A 16,403-nucleotide genomic window follows, 5' to 3' on the forward strand; every position below is an offset into this window, starting at 1 on the left:
GATCCGGCGGTATGAGTGGTAAATGTGGCTGTTATCATCATCTTGAAACATTGCATGCTGTTTCTGTTCGCTGCGCTATACAAGTCCCGGGATAAATCTGTATTTGACTCTGGCGCAATATTGGTCGTATTCGTCGTCAATGCTGCGCAAGTGTCTTTCTTCAGTGAGCGCGCGCATGATGTAAATCACCGACCAACCAACCATGGAACCGATTGTAATCAGCGTGGCGGTTAATGACGTCTGCCATGCGACGGCTACGGCCGGCATCAGGCCGATCCACCATGCCAGATTTTTACAGACATATGCCGGGTGGCGGATGTAACGATAGGGGCCATGCATAATAATTCCGCGGTGTGTTAAGTTGCTTGCTTTAAAATTCAACGCAACCGAGGCAGAGGTATAAACGGCCATCAGCATCAATAGCGTTACATTCAAAATGACGTGTACCACCGGGTCAGAAAATTGTGGGAAGTCAGTGAAATATCCGCCAAATACCATACTTGTCATGCCATTAAAAGGAGGATAGCTGGCCAATGCGACAGCCCAGCCAAGCAGGGTAGGGTCGACGGAACGGATTTCATTGTTAAGTGACGGCAATTCGACAAGATAGCCGATAGTAAAAAAAAGAACGTCAAGAAAAAGAATCAGCTTGAATATAAACCAGAAACCACTGGTGTTGAATAAAGCCAGCCAGCCAGTATTGGGATCTCCGATTGTCTGAAACAGCTGACTGCCATGTTCCAGCATGTGCCCTGTATGTGAAAACAGCCAGACAATCATTAACGGCGCAAAAAATGCTTTTAACAGGATACTGAGCAAACCGAGTCTTTCATCAAAAGGCAGTCCCGTTTTCCATACGGTCGCCGGAGAAATGGCTATTTTATGCAGTGCGCGCAAGCAGTAAATGGATTTTGAAACCCGCGGAGCGGGCTCTGTCAAATAAAATACAAATAAGGTAAACGTATAAAAGAGAGTGGTAACGACTAATACCTGCCAGTGCATATAGTCTTTACCAAAGTAATGTGTATGTACTGAAAAATAACTTTGATAATACGGGATGATTGCATAAAATCCGCTAGTCGCTGCGATTATCAGCAATGTTGCAGACAGGTTTTTGACGCGCTGGGAAAAGTTGTAGCTATAGGTGCTGATAATAGGCATACCGGTGAACGACTATGGTTCTTTAATCGACGGTATTGTATCGCATAAAAAAAGAAAATGCGCTTTCGCGCATTTTCCAGTCTCTGACCTTTTAGCCAGGATCGCCAGGTTCAGCCGTCAGCGGCTTTATTATTATTGATTGCTTGACGCTATTATTCTAGAGAGCCAGCTTTGATTTCCAGGTACAATAACCGGTTGTCGTTGCTGGCGCTTTTCATTTCATGCTTATAGACCAAGGCGACGTCTTCTCATTAAAACAAACGCCTGACCGAGCAAACCAATAGCCAGCAAAATCAGAATGCCCGGTTCTGAAACCTGACCACCGCTGGTGCTGGTGCTTGACCCGCCGCTGGTTGTGCTGCCGCCGCTGCTGCTGCTTGTGACAATTTTGTCACTGCCGTTGCCATTTGCGCCAGTACGCTGTGTGCGCAGGATCGAGTCGTTTAAAACGTCCGTAAATGTCCAGGGATTCGGTGACGTAATGCTCAACACCATCGTCGCGATATCCGGAAATGCATTATTTGTGTTCGATGCGGTGCCGTCGTTATAGATTCCGCCGTTGATACCGGTTGTCGTGTTAAACCCAACGTCAAACTGGGTATTGCCGGGCGTTATGTTGTTATTGACATCAAGCAGCACTTGCCATGATGATGAAATGTCATTTCCGTTGCCATCGGTCAATGAAACAAGCGATGCTGCAAGAATATCCTGCGAGATATTGAAAACCGCGCCGGTGATAATGCCGCTGAAATTCGATGTGTTGTCGATAGTAATCGTCAGCTGATTGGCCGCGGTATCTTCAAATGTCAGAATACCGCCCGACTGTGTTCCGGCACCCCAGAAATCCTGTTGTTCGAAGTATGCATGTACTCCCCCCGCTGTTGCGGACAGGCCGAAAACTCCCGCCACTAAAGCGGCCTTGATACGTTTTGCTTTGTTTGTAACTGAATTGTTTTTCATTTTAAGGTCCCTCACACAGGTTATTTGCTCATTCTTCTATCCATATATAAGCATAATCTGTGCCAGTTTTTCTAAAATAATGTAATTATTTGATTTTTATTATTAAAATAAGAATTGCTCCCCCCCCCCACCTCCCGCACCTCTTGTTCTGTCGTGTAAAAAAAATCGACAATTTGCGCCAGAATTCTGTTGTTTTTGAGGGTGTCCGAGGTATCAATTGCAAGTACAGACACAAATGCAATAAATTGGCCATCAGTTAATGGCCAATTTATTGGGTGCTCCCGGGAAGAGTGTAAAATATTTCGACACATAATTGTTCAGGCCGGGTATTTGGCCTGAACAAACGGATGTGGTTTGAATCCAGATTGCTTTGAACCGTGTCAGAAGATATAAAAATCCGCGTAGGACAGATCAAGGCCGGCCGTCAGCTCGGCAAACTGCTGAGCGTTCGCGCCGCCGCTGCCGTCGGCGTCATAGTAGAGATCGCCTGTGTCTGCGTTATAGATTATCCTGTCGGTGGCGTCATGCGCTGCTGTTCCGGTGTGAAAGGCGGAAGATTTGACACGGCCTGTATTGAGGCCTGCAAAAATGGCATCGTCCAGGTAGATCGTATCTTTTTTAGGAAAAAAATCCGTGATTATATCGATGTCGCCATTGACAAAAGGCGCATCGAATATGAACGTATTTCTGCCCGAGTCTCCGGTCAAAATATCCGCGCCGGGACCACCCGATAGCGTGTCGTGACCATCCCCACCGTTGAGTTGATCGCTGCCGGCATTGCCAAATAGTTTGTCATGACCGTCAAGTCCAAGCATTATATCGTTTTCAGGTGTTCCGTATAAATGATCCGAACTTGCGCTTCCCGTGATGATATTTTGTGACGGCTCGGGTTCTGGTGACGGCTCAGGTTCTTGTGGTGGCACAGGAACAGGTTTCGGTTCCGGTTCGTTTGCCTCGGTGTCCGGATCAATCAGGTCAATTTTGACATTTTTGCTGCCAATGCTGATTTGCTGTGTCTGTGTGCTATAACCGCTGCCTGAGAAGCTGACTGTGTAATTTCCCGAAGCAAGTTCCAGCGAGTAACCGCCGGCAAGCCCTGTCTGAGTGGTAAAGATCGTGCCGGTTGCGTTGTTTTGTGCGCTGACCGTGAAGCTGCCCAGTCCTTCATTGATATCATAGCGTTTATCGCCATCGTGATCCTCAAATGCAACACCAGTCAGGAAAGGATTGGTGGCGGTGGCGGCAAAATCCTGGGTAACGAAAATACTGTCGTAATTCGAGTAATGACCGACTGTGAAGCCAATTCCAATTTCTCTGAATATGTCGTTCAGTATGTTGGAACGGTGCGCGGATGAACCCATGAAAAAAGAATGCACAAGATCGATTTCGTCCGTGTAACCGGTCGGAGAGCGCAGACTCAGGCCCGCAATATTCTCGCCATATGCCCAGTATGAACTGGAGAACACGTAACCAGCATCCGCCATGCGGTCATAAGGGCTGGAGCCGCCTGCGCCTGTATGGGATAGAGTATCGGTTGCATCCATCCACGCGCTGTGGTTTTCGGCTGCAATATTCAGGCTGCCATTGAAAGCAAGTGGTTGGGCGCCAGCTTTGGCGCGCTCGGCATTGATTGTTTCCAGGATATACTGCTCATAGGCGTTAGCCTGAGACATAACATGACCTCCATTGTGTCTGGTTGCAAAAATAAATTAAAGCAGTCGTGTGTGTGGTTACAGAGAAAAATGCTTCAAAATCAGTTGGTGACTGCATCAGTATGCGCTGTGTTTGGAACGGGAGTGTATTCGATATTTTCTATGAACGTGGCCTGTAACTGGACGACTTATCAAGCTCAATTTCGGGTTTTGATTCAATAGATATTTTGCTGGCAGGATTGTGAGCACAATTTTATGTATTACTTTAAAATTGAATTAAATGATATTGATTAATAATATCAAATTATCAATTATCATGTAAGTGCTAAGTTATCTTCTAGTCTGCCATCATTTTATGCGCGACGTATGACATTTGAATGACCGCCGGTCTGTTGTTGCAGGAAGGACGTGATACTTGCCACTGTATGCCGGCGGCGATAATGACGGTATCAGTAAGGGTGTATATCGAAAATCAGGGATTGAGGTGTTGCTTCCGCAGTCTGATCTGAATATCGGGAGCCGGGCGATCATCGACGACTACCGGTGGTATTGACGACCGGTTAAAACCCAGCACACTGATCCTGTGTGACGCATTAAAACCCGGTGCGCCGTTTTTGTCCCTGAGAATGGACGATAATTTATATTCAAGTCCGTTGGAATCAGGATCGAAACGAATATCGTGTATCCAGATGCCCGCGCGCTGCACATGCTGGTGATCACATTCATAGTCGAGATTCCATCCTGTCAGCATGGGAACAGCATAGTCATAGGGCAGGTCATAAATGCGAAACGTTTCAGTGTGCACGATGCCATCTGTGCCGTTACGGCAGATACTGGTTCTTCCCGAACGCGGATTAAGCGGCAGGAAGCTGGCACGCAGTTTTACGCTTTCCCCGCCGATGAGCGCAGCACGCGTTCTAACCCAGTGCGTGCGGGTACCACTGTCCTTGAAAATGGTTTGCGTAACCCAGTGCGGATTTCCGTCCGGATTGGGAGAAGCGTCCGTCTGGAAAAGGCTGTAAGCAACCTGACGCAGATGATGATCGGCGGGATCATTCCAGCGGCAGGGCGGAAAACGGAATTCGCATTCAAACTGATTGTCGTATTGAAAATCGAACCCGCGGGGAATGACGACCATCGAGTCATGGCCTTTCAGCGTGCCGCTGTCCCATAGACTTTCGAGTGTGGCAATCGGTCCTTCGGAGTGTATTTGTAAAGCCTGGGTGCTGATGCCGTTGTAATCGCCTTCGATACGCGCATTGATCCATGCCGAGTTGAAGCCCAGACCTGTGTAATAAACACAAAATTCGTAGGGATCATCCCAGTTCTGATCACTCAATTCACCAGCTACCTCAAAAACAAGCACAGGCGGGCCGCCACCACCCGTCACCAGTTTGCTGTGTGTAATGTCGGCGCGCAGTGTACGCACCTCATGGTCACTGTGCAGATAACGTAAATCCCAGCCATTGAGTATAACAGTGCCGTTGTTGACATAAGCGGGCATATCATGTGTGATCAACATGGTTGCCGGTTCGGGCCCATTCGCCTGCTCGGTGCATTGACTGCCTTCCACCATGATAAATCTGCCGGCATCTTCGAACCCGACTTTACGCACGGCTTTGAAAAATGGCTGATTCGAAGCGTCGGTAGTGTGCGATTCAGGCAGCGATGTGTCGTTGTCCTGTTTTCCGGTTGCACAGCCGGCCAGGGCGACCAGCATGATCGTTGCAGGCAGGATAAGGCGTTTAAAATTCATTTGTCATTCCCTTTGCTGCCATCCTCTACGGCTGGCGAAGTAGTTACCTGATCGTCACGGTTGTATCAGTCTATCGCGCTGGCATCTCGATGAGAAATTTTTTTTGATGAGAGTATGGAAAGATAAATTGCCAGCATCTGGCCCGGCTAAGCATACATACAATAACCGGCATTGTTGTATCGTGAAAAACCTGGGCTGGTGCGTCCAGCCCAGGAAATAGTTACATCCAAAATGGTTGGATGGTCAGTCTTTGCCTGTCAATGATCCCAGAAATGCTTTGACGTCTTCAACAAATTCTGAATCGACATCTTGTCCAAGCTGATGTTTGGCCATCAGGCGGATAGCTTCATCAAGGGTTTCAACTGAGCCATCATGAAAATACGGTGCTGTTTGGGTGATATTCCTCAAACTTGGCACTTTAAACACTTTTTTATCGCTTTCCATGCCTGTCACTTCGTACCGTCCCAGGTCATCCGTTTCGTAAGGTTCCACGAGGCCTATTTTTCTATAGGAGTTGCCGCCGACGACAACGCCGTTGTGGCAGGTTGTACAGCCAGCGTTGATAAATTTGTTCAAACCGTCCAACTCCTGCTGGCTGAGGGCGTCTTCATCGCCTTTTAGATAGTCATCAAAGCGGGAGGGCGTCAGCAGCGTTCGTTCAAAAGCGCCGATTGCAACCCCTATATTATTATAATTAAATGGAAATTCAGTATTCGGAAATGCTTCCGAAAATAATTTCTGATATTCGTCGATGGCTTTTATCTTGGCCACCACGGCGCCTTTGTTTGGCATACCCATTTCAATCGGGTTGAGTATAGGTCCCAAAGCCTGTTCTTCCACGTCACTGGCACGTCCGTCCCAGAACTGCGCAATATGCAGTGCGGCATTCATGGTGGTGGGTGAGTTTCTGTCACCGCGTTTATTATCATGACCCGGTGATGTCGGTTCGTTATCAACGCCATAGCTGTCCAGTTTGTGACACGAATTACAGGAAATTTTGTCGTTGACTGAAAGTCTTGGGTCCAGGTAAAGCGTCTTGCCGAGCTTAATCAATGCGGCATTTTTTTCTTCATCAATGATCGATTCCGGCAGCGGTTCAAAGAATCGTTTTAAATCGTCTGCATCGATCTGTCGAGAGCCATTCTCTGCATACGCTTGCGCACTGAAAATCAGCGCCAGAATAAAAAAAAGCTTCATATTACCTCCCTTTGGGCACATGCCCGTTGAAATAAAAAAATGGCAGTTTTACATTAAAAGCATTACGTTTCAACCGGCTAATAAAACACCAGTCCTGACACCTGATCAGGAAAATCGGACTGGAAGTGATTTGCCTGAAGTTAAAACGCAACCATGCGTACAGCATGTTCCGATATTTTCTTGTTTTTATTGTAGGGTCATTATACAAGAAACGCGCTTAACCATTACGGTCAAAGCGCAGACTGCCGATTTGGCTTCAGTGCTTTCTTAATCGGGAGATATGGATGGGTGAAAATCTAGCCAGTAATATCAAACCCAGACCGAATAACAGCAAAACATGCGGTTCCGGTACCGGTGCGCTGAAATTGAACACATAAACCTGATATCCGGCAAGTGCATTATTAAGACCTGCGTTAAACTGGAATCCAAAGGTTTCGCCGCTATTAACCATCATTTCAATGTGTATGGGTCCAATTTGAAATAAATCTGATTCTAGAGAAAACGGGGAGCCATCCGGAAACGAAGAAAAAAACAGTATAGACGGATCTGTGCCGGCAAAGTGATCAGAAGTAACAGCTGCGTCAAACGACACCAATCCTGTTGCTGCCGCCATAATTTCATACCTTGCTGATCCTCCCCCAAGTTGACCTGCGGCATAGTCTACATTCGGACTGTGTATGCCAAACTCCAAAGAAGACGGAGATGTACTGTTTACGGTTACATCACCCGCAGTGGTAACGGTCCAGTTTGATAGATCATAGGGTCCGGTAAAACCATTAATCAATGCAGCATTGGCCGATCCGGCAAACAGTGCAATTAAAAAACATACTATTATTTTCATGTCGATTCCTTTTTCTTAGTTTGATTTTAAGGTTTGCCCATAAACGGGGCTATGATTTACTTGGTATTATCCAGACAAAATTGCGCTGTTATACTTTTTCGAGTAAAAAGCGTAGTTTCGTCTGCCACATAGAAAGTTAACTTTTATCCAAGTAGAATATTTTCAGTCACAAAAGTCAGATTGTCTGGTAAAACATCCTCTCCCTGACCAGCCTTATATCAGCCTCATTGGCTTCAATTTTAAGCGTATTTTCACCAGAACTAGGGTCTTCGTAAATATGGTCTCTTTGAAGCGCTCCATTAGGCGTAAATACGTAAGTGTCGTTACCTGCTTCACCGTACAAGTTATTGGTGTAACCACCACCACCGTGGATTTCATCATTTCCGGCGCCACCATAAATCGTATCACCAGACGCTGTGCCAATTAAAACGTCAGCGTTTTCCGTACCGTTGATTGTGCTCATGAATACATCCCCCTTTAATAATAGCGTTTTACTAAAAAAATTTGCCAAGCTTTCGCTATGACAAATGCGCTGAATGCAATTTTTGCTAAAGCCGGAATTGCACGATTGGATCTATGTTGATTATTGTTTTGGAGCTTTGATGGGAATACCTGCTCAAACAGCATTAATAAGCTAATGCAAAATGATTGAATCGGTATTTAGATATAGTAAAACTATCGGCAGTGTGATCTTCTGTTCCTTTAGATTGTTTGAGGGAGTCAGAAGTAATAATGTTACTACCTTGAAGTCTTTGATTTATCATGAATACAACACTTAACCCAAATATAACTAATAGTATTATCTTCAAATATTTTTTCATAAGTTATTGTAAGAAAATAATAACATTTATTGAGTCAGTGTAAATTATATGACTCTTCATAAGATTACGCGGTTAGTAACAACCACATCAAATAAAACCACAAGAAAACCTGCCCCAAAGTCAATCTGTACCAATGTACAATTGTCGTGCAATTTTCATGCCAGTCGTCCAGAAAACATTTAACATATTCCGGCATCGCCCATAAACAGTAGCTTTGAAAACAACAGAAAGAGTAAATCAATTTATAAATCATTATTTTTAATATGGTTATTCTGTGCGTTTGTAAAAAATATCGACACTTGGAATGAATGAATCGCGCAATTTATATGCGGTTTTCGTGGTGCTTTGATATTATTATTTACTTCAACACATTGAAAATAAATAATTATTAGAAAGTTTTGCATAATTGCAATATGTAAAATAATTCAACGAGTTTTTTTATGATTCCTGTAGTTGGCCGTACGCAATGTGTTTAAATTTTGTAGACGTATATTGTCTTAATAAGGAACGAAATACAGCGTAGTTGCGTGTATGGTTCTGAGTTTGGTTAGTGCAATTAAGTCAGGAAAAATACTGATAATTCAGTGATATCTGGCGCAAACCTGAGATACACGGCTATAAGGAGGAGAGGGAGTAATTACGGATTTTTTGATAATGATTTACCTTGCACCGCAAAGCTGTAATAGTGGTCCATTTATGAAATACTTCTACCGGAGGGCGTAATTTACTACCCATTTAGCATTTTTAGCGGTGTAAAATTTTTCGACAAATTTTGGGTTTTTATGGGAGTGGCGGCAAGCAAGGACAAACGGTCGTTTGTTGATTGAGCAACATTGCATCCGTTTAAATTGCCATGTTTGATTTTTTTAAGCAACAACAGTGTTGTTTCTGGAATTTCCTTGTTATTCCATTAATCTGCCAGTGGCTTGAACAATTCTGTCAGATCCTCGGCTGACAGCTGTAGGGCTTTCTCTTTTTTGCCGCTTTGGTAGACACTTTCGGCAAGCAGTTGCTTTCTTTTTTGCATTTCCAGAATTTTTTCCTCGACGGTATTTTCCGTAATCAGTTTGTATACAAATACCGCTTTGTCCTGACCAATGCGGTGGGCACGATCTGCGGCCTGGTTTTCAACTGCCGGGTTCCACCATGGATCGTAAATGATGACTGTGTCGGCTTCGGTAAGATTGAGTCCGACGCCACCCGCTTTCAGACTGATCAGAAATACATTCACCTGGCCGCTTTTGAATTGTTCAATTGCTTCGTCGCGACGGCGTGTTTGCCCGGTCAGTTTGCTGTAACCTATTTCTCGACGATTTAATTCGGCTTCGATCAGTCCCAGCATGCGGGTAAATTGCGAAAAGATCAGAATGCGCCGTTCTTCCTCCAGTAATTCCGGCAATATTTCCATCAACAGGTCGAGCTTGGCGGAGTGCTTGAATTTCTGCGCTTCTTTCAGCCGCAGCGTTCTGGGATCGCAACAGGTTTGCCGCAGTTTCAGCAATGCATCAAGAATAGTTATATGACTGCGCGCCAGACCTTTCTCGGCAATAGCGTCCCGCACTCGCTTTTCCATGCTGACCCGAATGCTTTCATATAAAGCAGCCTGTTTTTCCTGTAGCGCAACGGAGCGGATAATTTCCGTTTTCTCCGGCAGTTCATCTGCAACATCGCGTTTGGCGCGGCGTAACATGAAGGGCTCCAGGCGTCTGGAAAGCCGTTCTTTCATTTCGATGTCGCCGTGAATTTCAATCGGTGTGCGATAGGTTTTTTTAAACCAGGCCTGATCGCCCAGAAAATCCGGCATCAAAAAATCGTACTGCGCCCAGAGTTCGCCCAGGTGATTCTCCATTGGTGTTCCGGTCAGGCACAAACGATGTTGCGCATCGATACGGCGGGCTACGTGCGCCGCCCGGGCTTTCGGGTTTTTGATGGTCTGCGCTTCGTCCAGAATCAGATAGTAGTATGCGTTGGCCAGCAGATGCTGCTCGTCTCTGTACAACAGTGGGTAGGTGGTCAGTATCAGGTCGAATTGTGTGATTTTGTCAAAATGCTGCTTGCGGTCGCTGCCCTGCAATATCAGTACGGTCAGGTCGGGCGTAAAACGTTCTGCTTCGCGGCGCCAGTTGCTCATCAAACTGGTGGGTGCTACGATCAGGCAGGGCTTGTCCATGCGACCGGACTCTTTTTCCAGCAGCAGGTGTGCCAGGGCTTGCACGGTTTTTCCGAGGCCCATGTCGTCAGCCAGAATGCCGCCAAAGCGGTATTCGCGCAGAAACTGCAGCCAGTTTAATCCTTTTTGCTGATATTCCCGTAACCGGGTGTGCAAGGCAGCAGGTGGTGATACATCGGCTATTCCTTTAAAATTTCTTAGCTTCTTGCCTGTTTCAATCAGCTCCCTGCCGCCTGTTAAACTGAACAAGCCATAACTCTGGCGCTCCAGGTCCGCCAGTATGGCCGCATTGTAGCGGGAAATACGGGCACCATCGCCATCGAAATGTGCGCTGTCATACAATTCGTACAGGATGTCCAGGAAGGGTTTTAACTGCTCTGCAGCAATATTGACATATTGATGCTCTCCTAATGGAATACTTAGCAATTCTGGTAAGTGATCGCGATCGTAGCTTTCCAGTACCGGCGTGATCAGCGGCAGCAGTGGCAGTGACTGATTGTTTAGAGTGATGTTGAAATGCATTCTGAACCAGTCATTGCCGCTTTGTTCAATTTCAGCATCCCAGTTTTGCGGTTGCTGAAACTGTAGTTGAAAGCTGTCATCGGTTTCGATTAGCCATCCCTGTTCCGTCAATAACGGCAGTTGATGATCGATAAAGTGCGACCAGCGAACGGCGCTGTCCATGACGGTATTTTCTGCAGGACTGTAAAAAAACAAGTCCTGCTCTGTATGAAGCTCAAAGCGGCGAAAGCCAAATTCAAGTAATGTCTGGACGGCAGCATTTTCCTGGGCTTGATCCCGGCTAATTCTGAAGAAACCCTGGTTTGACTTAACGACGCTCACCGTTTTGTCGTGAAATGCAGAGATTGTATGGTCACCATAATCAAAACGCAGCCTGAGCAGATGGATATACCGCTCGTTATCGAGTTGCTGACCCAACAGGTTCAGTCGGGGGTGCGGCGACAATCCACTCAACTCGGTCAATTCAACCGGTTTTGGAGGTGGTACTGGCAGTTCCGGGTGCTCTGTCAGCAAACGCAGACTGAAGTCATCTATATGTTCAGCCGGAACCGGCGGAGCGGCCAGGAGCCTTTGATACTGCCGGTGCGTCAGGTTTGCGCAATCCACTGTTCCCATGGTCAGATCTTGCGCATCAAGATATAACGGCGGTTCTGTCGGTAACAGCATTGCCCGGTTGGCTACAGCGATATCGAGTCTATAAGTGCCATCCTTGCGTGCATGCCATGCTACTTGCAACGTTCTTGGTTCACCTTCATGCAATGATGCATGCTGATGCGAATTCCAGAACAGGCGGCCGTTTTGCAGGGCTTTTTTTAATACAAGATGACCTATGGCGCCGGTAATCAGAGCATTGTCCTGGTAATTGCTGTCCAGACCCGCCACGAGCCGGAGAAGTTCACGTTCTTCCGGTGTATATTGCCGACTGGAGAAATACCCGTAGCGTATATTGGTGTGCGGAATGTGCCTGCCAACCGTCAGGCCGCCTTGTTTTTTTTCGCGCGTCGCCTGCAGCGACAATGAAAACTCCGTGTCGGCGTCATGTTTACGCAGCACGCAGACTACAAACTCCTGTGATGTATCGGTTTTATCTATGTTTTCATCAAAACTGTTTAACCAGTTGATATACGCCTTGTCCGTTTCGTTTTTTTGTTGTAGCTTCGTTTGCTTGAAGGCCAGGCATGCAGCAGCGACATGCTTGCAGTTATAGCCAACGGGGCAGCTGCATTGCCCATTAATCTGTAAAAAAAGTCCTTCCTTGTTGAGGGCAATGACCTGATTGTAGCGCTGGTTACCGCTGCCGATGACGCATGAATTGAGAATCAGCGTATTTGTGGTTTCTGTGGATATATTCAGGTCAATGACTCTGTTCTGGAGAAAATAGTGCTGGCCGCGAATGTAGTTTTTCTTGCCGAAAATGTCCTGAATGTCTGTGACCCGTACTGTCTGGAAGTTCTTCAAATCAAAAACCTGATAGTGTCAATTATTTAAAATGTATTCGGAAAATGATAGCGTAAACCTGCAGTGTAGCAGACTGAATGTAACCGGGTACCGGATTGGCTCTGCAAATAATAAGTGATGGTGGCTGTCAACAGATTATGAAAAAACCGTTGTGATCGTGCCAGTCTTAAAATGAAAGGCATTATTTTCGTACTGGGAACTGTGAGCTGGCAGCCGTTTTTATACGGCACATGGATATCTTCAGCTTATTTCCGTCATGTCGATGGTGTGCCGGGATGGCAGCTGGATGTTTCCAACAATAGGCAGCTTGACGGCAGGCGGATCGATATTGATACCGAAAGTCAATCCCAGAAAATTAAGTTCGACCCCTTCTATATTGCTGATTATAAAGCCCAGTAACCCAAAAAGTGAAAATTGAAAGCCACTGCCGCTCGGTGGGGTGGCAAACAGACGGTAGCCCAGATAATCTTTTCCGATAGCTGTCGCTGGTAAACTCAATTCCAGTTCGGGTACGGTGCGCGCAATCCAGGCGGTAAATGTGTTGGAATTCGGCCCCGGCCATAAGGTATATTGCCGTGCATAAGGATAGTTGTCGACTGCCTGCTCAATACGTTCGATCAGCGCATCCACGCCATCGCCGCGCTTGTCGGCAAGAATTTCGGGGGCGTTGCCAAACCAGCGTCGGTCCGGCTGCTGATCATAAATGGCCAGGACCGGTAATTGTCTGCGTTGACGCCAACCCAGTACTTCGTAGATTGTAAACGATTCGGCATTGGTAGGCTTGACGGCAATCCAGGTATGAATGCCAAAATACCCGCGCCAGCTATAAGCGCGTGCACCATAAACCTGTACCACTGCTTCGCGTATTGAGACCGGATCAGGTGCGATGCCGATAGAAGCGCGACTAGCTGTGCGCCAGTTACCCCAGGCATCGTATGAAACGACCAATACACACATTAGAACGGAAATTGCCCCGGCAATGAGCCAGCGATTGTCAGACTGGAAGCGGCTCATTATTGTCAGGGTAAATAAGAAGCGAGAATGCTTTGTAGGTATGTAGTATCCAACTCATGCCATAGTTGATCACGCTTGGCGGAGAGAAGTTCCACTGGTTTGGGTTGATAACATAATTTGCAGAATAACGTCCGTTCTGTCAGTGTGTCGATACCTGATCGAAACTGTATGATTCTTAAGACAGGCCGGACGTTTTCAGGGTCTTATTTGTATTCGGACAAAGCGATGACAGCGTGCCTGTGAACAATGTCAGGTTCATAGGGATGTGTTAATTGTGCATATTGCGCCTGTATTTTTTTGACATAATTTTGTGTTTCTGTAAAAGGTGGGATGCCCTGATATTTTTCAACTGCACCTTCGCCGGCATTATAGGCGGCAACGGCTAAGGTGACATCACCTTTGAAGAAAGCAAGCAACCAGCGCAGATAGGCCATGCCTCCCCTGATGTTTTCTTCGGCGTCAAATATGTTTTTAACTGCAAAGCGCTCGGCTGTTGCCGGAATAAGTTGCATCAGGCCCTGTGCATTTTTGTGCGAGACCGCTTGTTCGTTAAATGCGGACTCAACAGCTATGATGGCCATAACCAGGTTGGGATCCAGGTTGTATTCGGGGGCCAGTTTCAGGACAAGATCAAAAAAAGGTTTATCTGAATAATCAACCGTGCTGGTATTCGCTATTGATTGCAGACAGTCAGGCAGTTCCGGTTCCTGCGCTGTTTCCAGATAGCGGATCATCGTATTGGCTTGCGAATGTCCCTTTTCGGCGGCCAGGGTGAACAGCTGTACCGCGATGCCGTCATTCCGACTAACACCGCGTCCATTGGCATACATCCATCCCAATGAATACAAGGCTTCGTCATAACCCTGCTCGGCCGCTTTGCAGTACAGTTCCATTGCACGGTTATAATCACGAGGTACGCCTTCCGCATGTTCATGCTGTTTTGCCATCGCAACCAGAACTTTGGCTTTGTTAATCGGTTCTTTTGATAAATGTTTTTTTAGAATCAGTGGAACATTATTAGCGTTTGCAGTGCCCCATAACGCGAGCCCGCCAGTAATTATTATAAGTAGTATCAGTTTGTGTAAATGCATAATTTTTAATTGTTTGCCTTTTACAGAGTTAAATTGTGCGGCATATTGGCGCATCTTCCTGACTGTATCAGACAGGAACCGGCTGTGCCGTCGTCGTTTCAAGATAGTGCTGGCAATTTGCATACTGCACGATATGCGGGCGCTGATTCTGATTATTGTCTGCTGACAATTACGCCGTCGCACTGACCAAGCACAGATAAATTAATATGTTCTTAGCGCTTTTGTTTTATTCTTTTAATAAAGTTAAGAAGCAAGAATTATGCCATATAAAAAAACTGTTATTTGTCAGTTAATTGTTGCTGGCTGCTGTTGGAAAGAAGTTATAAGTGTAAAAAATATCGACAACAGCACGTAAAGTATCAGCATAGTATCAGTAAGCTTTGCTGTCTTCGGTTTTAACTCTGCAATGAATTTTATCAGACGCAATTAATTTCAGCGACAATATTGTGGTTATCTGGTTACAACAAGCTGTCTGAAGCCAATTTGTGAATGTTATCCAATTATGTGAAATATAGGCTATTTTTTTGTTTCAGTTAAATTATTATCGAAAACCGGAATTGCACGTTAAATAGCCTTAATTTTCTGCTTGACGGGCCGTGAGTTTAGCCGAATAATCCGCTGAAATTTAGAAGATTCAAATGTGTGCGGAATACCTTTTCCGTGATTTGAATCGCGTGGTTGATGCTGCAATTTTTTAGTGGTGATGAATATGTGTCGCTGGCAAACTCTTTTTCTTAATTATTCATTGCTGTTGGTTATGGGCGGCATTACCCATGCCGGTTTTGCGCGTGCTGCAAGTGAATATTTGCCGGATACCTATCAACAGAAAATCGATCGCGCGGTTCAGCGAAACGCTATTGACCGGTCTGCACTATTGGCAACGATCGCGTGGATAAAACAACTGGCCCAGACGACACAGGCTCCTGAGGTTATCGCTGAACTTGCGCGGTTGCAATGCGCCAATGCGGAGGTCGAAAATGAGCGCAATAAACGAATTGAGCTTTACAAAAGTTGTATGGATATTGCTGATCGCGCTCTCGCTATCCATTCGAATGCGGTTGTAGCGTTATACTGGAAAGCCGTTGCAATGGGTAAACTGAGCGAGGAAAGCGGCATATTGAATGCGCTGAGGTTTATGCGTCCGATGGAAAAATTGTTTTTACGCGTCATAGAACTGGACGAACAGTACGATCAAGCGGGCGCACACAAGGCGCTGGGACGCATGTATCATAAACTGCCACGATTTCCGATCAGTATTGGCAATAAAGAAAAGTCGCTGTTCCATCTTAAGCGGGCACTCAGGCTGTTTCCAAACGATATAATCGCCCGTGCCTTTTATGCGGAACTGTTGTTTGAGCTGGGGAACAAACAGGAAGCTTATCGACATGCTAGGTATATTCTGGATTTTCCTGTTGAAACAGAGAACAGCTTCAGATATAGAAGGTTTATTGATATTGCCCGGCATCTTTCAGAAAAGGCAGGCGCATAATTCCCGAACACCGGTTTCAGGAACACAGCAGCTTGTGTGATCAGTACACTGACTGCACGTGACGCACGTGACGGGTTGTTTCAACCAATCAGAAAAAATTTATTTCTGATTTCGACAAAGCTGTATCGAAAGTTGTATGATGACGGACAGACAGCTTCCTTTTGTTAATCCTGACATTCGTCGAAAATGAATGAAGTATGTCAAAACGATTGTGTGTTTTGATCAACTTTACAGCAAGGTAGGTATAACGTTCTGAATGGCGCAGATATGC

At 45.9% G+C, this 16,403-nt stretch carries 11 protein-coding genes; 1 reads left to right on the forward strand and 10 read right to left on the reverse strand.

Annotated elements, in window-relative coordinates:
- Nucleotides 1-75: 75 nt before the first annotated feature.
- The 10 genes from BMY62_RS04070 to BMY62_RS04130 all read right to left on the reverse strand — a co-directional run bounded on the left by BMY62_RS04070 (nt 76) and on the right by BMY62_RS04130 (nt 14,643).
- The gene (locus BMY62_RS04070) at nt 76-1,161 is read right to left on the reverse strand and encodes a methyltransferase family protein (protein WP_090656935.1); all 1,086 of its coding nucleotides are present in this window, start codon (nt 1,159-1,161) and stop codon (nt 76-78) included.
- Between the two features lie 225 nt (nt 1,162-1,386).
- Nucleotides 1,387-2,121 (reverse strand): PEP-CTERM sorting domain-containing protein, encoded by a 735-nt coding sequence (locus BMY62_RS16325; RefSeq protein ID WP_090656937.1) that lies wholly within the window; start codon nt 2,119-2,121, stop codon nt 1,387-1,389.
- A gap of 380 nt (nt 2,122-2,501) precedes the next feature.
- On the reverse strand, nt 2,502-3,794 hold the full coding sequence (locus BMY62_RS04085) for a CAP domain-containing protein (protein WP_090656941.1): 1,293 nt from the start codon (nt 3,792-3,794) through the stop codon (nt 2,502-2,504).
- 451 nt (nt 3,795-4,245) lie between these two features.
- A complete protein-coding gene (locus tag BMY62_RS04090; protein ID WP_177170282.1) occupies nt 4,246-5,529 on the reverse strand; it encodes a hypothetical protein in 1,284 nt (427 codons plus the stop codon).
- A gap of 243 nt (nt 5,530-5,772) precedes the next feature.
- Nucleotides 5,773-6,726, reverse strand: a complete 954-nt coding sequence (locus tag BMY62_RS04095; RefSeq protein WP_090656943.1) for a cytochrome-c peroxidase — start codon at nt 6,724-6,726, stop codon at nt 5,773-5,775.
- 256 nt (nt 6,727-6,982) lie between these two features.
- The gene (locus BMY62_RS04105) at nt 6,983-7,567 is read right to left on the reverse strand and encodes a PEP-CTERM sorting domain-containing protein (protein WP_090656947.1); all 585 of its coding nucleotides are present in this window, start codon (nt 7,565-7,567) and stop codon (nt 6,983-6,985) included.
- A 175-nt stretch (nt 7,568-7,742) separates the two neighbouring features.
- Complete coding sequence (locus BMY62_RS04110) at nt 7,743-8,030, reverse strand: calcium-binding protein (protein ID WP_090656950.1); 288 nt, start codon at nt 8,028-8,030, stop codon at nt 7,743-7,745.
- A 1,268-nt stretch (nt 8,031-9,298) separates the two neighbouring features.
- On the reverse strand, nt 9,299-12,538 hold the full coding sequence (locus tag BMY62_RS04115) for a DEAD/DEAH box helicase (protein WP_090656951.1): 3,240 nt from the start codon (nt 12,536-12,538) through the stop codon (nt 9,299-9,301).
- Between the two features lie 240 nt (nt 12,539-12,778).
- The gene (locus BMY62_RS04125; RefSeq protein ID WP_256207417.1) at nt 12,779-13,552 is read right to left on the reverse strand and encodes a DUF3750 domain-containing protein; all 774 of its coding nucleotides are present in this window, start codon (nt 13,550-13,552) and stop codon (nt 12,779-12,781) included.
- A 203-nt stretch (nt 13,553-13,755) separates the two neighbouring features.
- Complete coding sequence (locus BMY62_RS04130; RefSeq protein ID WP_090657074.1) at nt 13,756-14,643, reverse strand: transglycosylase SLT domain-containing protein; 888 nt, start codon at nt 14,641-14,643, stop codon at nt 13,756-13,758.
- A gap of 709 nt (nt 14,644-15,352) precedes the next feature.
- Here BMY62_RS04130 and BMY62_RS04135 point away from each other — a divergent pair.
- Nucleotides 15,353-16,132, forward strand: coding sequence for a TRAP transporter TatT component family protein (locus tag BMY62_RS04135; RefSeq protein ID WP_177170283.1), 780 nt, complete (start codon nt 15,353-15,355; stop codon nt 16,130-16,132).
- The last annotated feature ends 271 nt before the right edge of the window (nt 16,133-16,403 follow it).

This window comes from Nitrosomonas marina, from assembly GCF_900111605.1.
Taxonomy (GTDB): Bacteria; Pseudomonadota; Gammaproteobacteria; order Burkholderiales; family Nitrosomonadaceae; genus Nitrosomonas; species Nitrosomonas marina_A.

What these genes read in the sequence shown, in the direction of transcription:
- BMY62_RS04070 (WP_090656935.1), bottom strand. Translation starts at nt 1,161, where the DNA reads ATGCCTATTATCAGCACCTATAGCTACAACTTTTCCCAGCGCGTCAAA.
- BMY62_RS16325 (WP_090656937.1), bottom strand. Translation starts at nt 2,121, where the DNA reads ATGAAAAACAATTCAGTTACAAACAAAGCAAAACGTATCAAGGCCGCT.
- BMY62_RS04085 (WP_090656941.1), bottom strand. Translation starts at nt 3,794, where the DNA reads ATGTCTCAGGCTAACGCCTATGAGCAGTATATCCTGGAAACAATCAAT.
- BMY62_RS04090 (WP_177170282.1), bottom strand. Translation starts at nt 5,529, where the DNA reads ATGAATTTTAAACGCCTTATCCTGCCTGCAACGATCATGCTGGTCGCC.
- BMY62_RS04095 (WP_090656943.1), bottom strand. Translation starts at nt 6,726, where the DNA reads ATGAAGCTTTTTTTTATTCTGGCGCTGATTTTCAGTGCGCAAGCGTAT.
- BMY62_RS04105 (WP_090656947.1), bottom strand. Translation starts at nt 7,567, where the DNA reads ATGAAAATAATAGTATGTTTTTTAATTGCACTGTTTGCCGGATCGGCC.
- BMY62_RS04110 (WP_090656950.1), bottom strand. Translation starts at nt 8,030, where the DNA reads ATGAGCACAATCAACGGTACGGAAAACGCTGACGTTTTAATTGGCACA.
- BMY62_RS04125 (WP_256207417.1), bottom strand. Translation starts at nt 13,552, where the DNA reads ATGAGCCGCTTCCAGTCTGACAATCGCTGGCTCATTGCCGGGGCAATT.
- BMY62_RS04130 (WP_090657074.1), bottom strand. Translation starts at nt 14,643, where the DNA reads ATGCATTTACACAAACTGATACTACTTATAATAATTACTGGCGGGCTC.
- BMY62_RS04135 (WP_177170283.1), top strand. Translation starts at nt 15,353, where the DNA reads ATGTGTCGCTGGCAAACTCTTTTTCTTAATTATTCATTGCTGTTGGTT.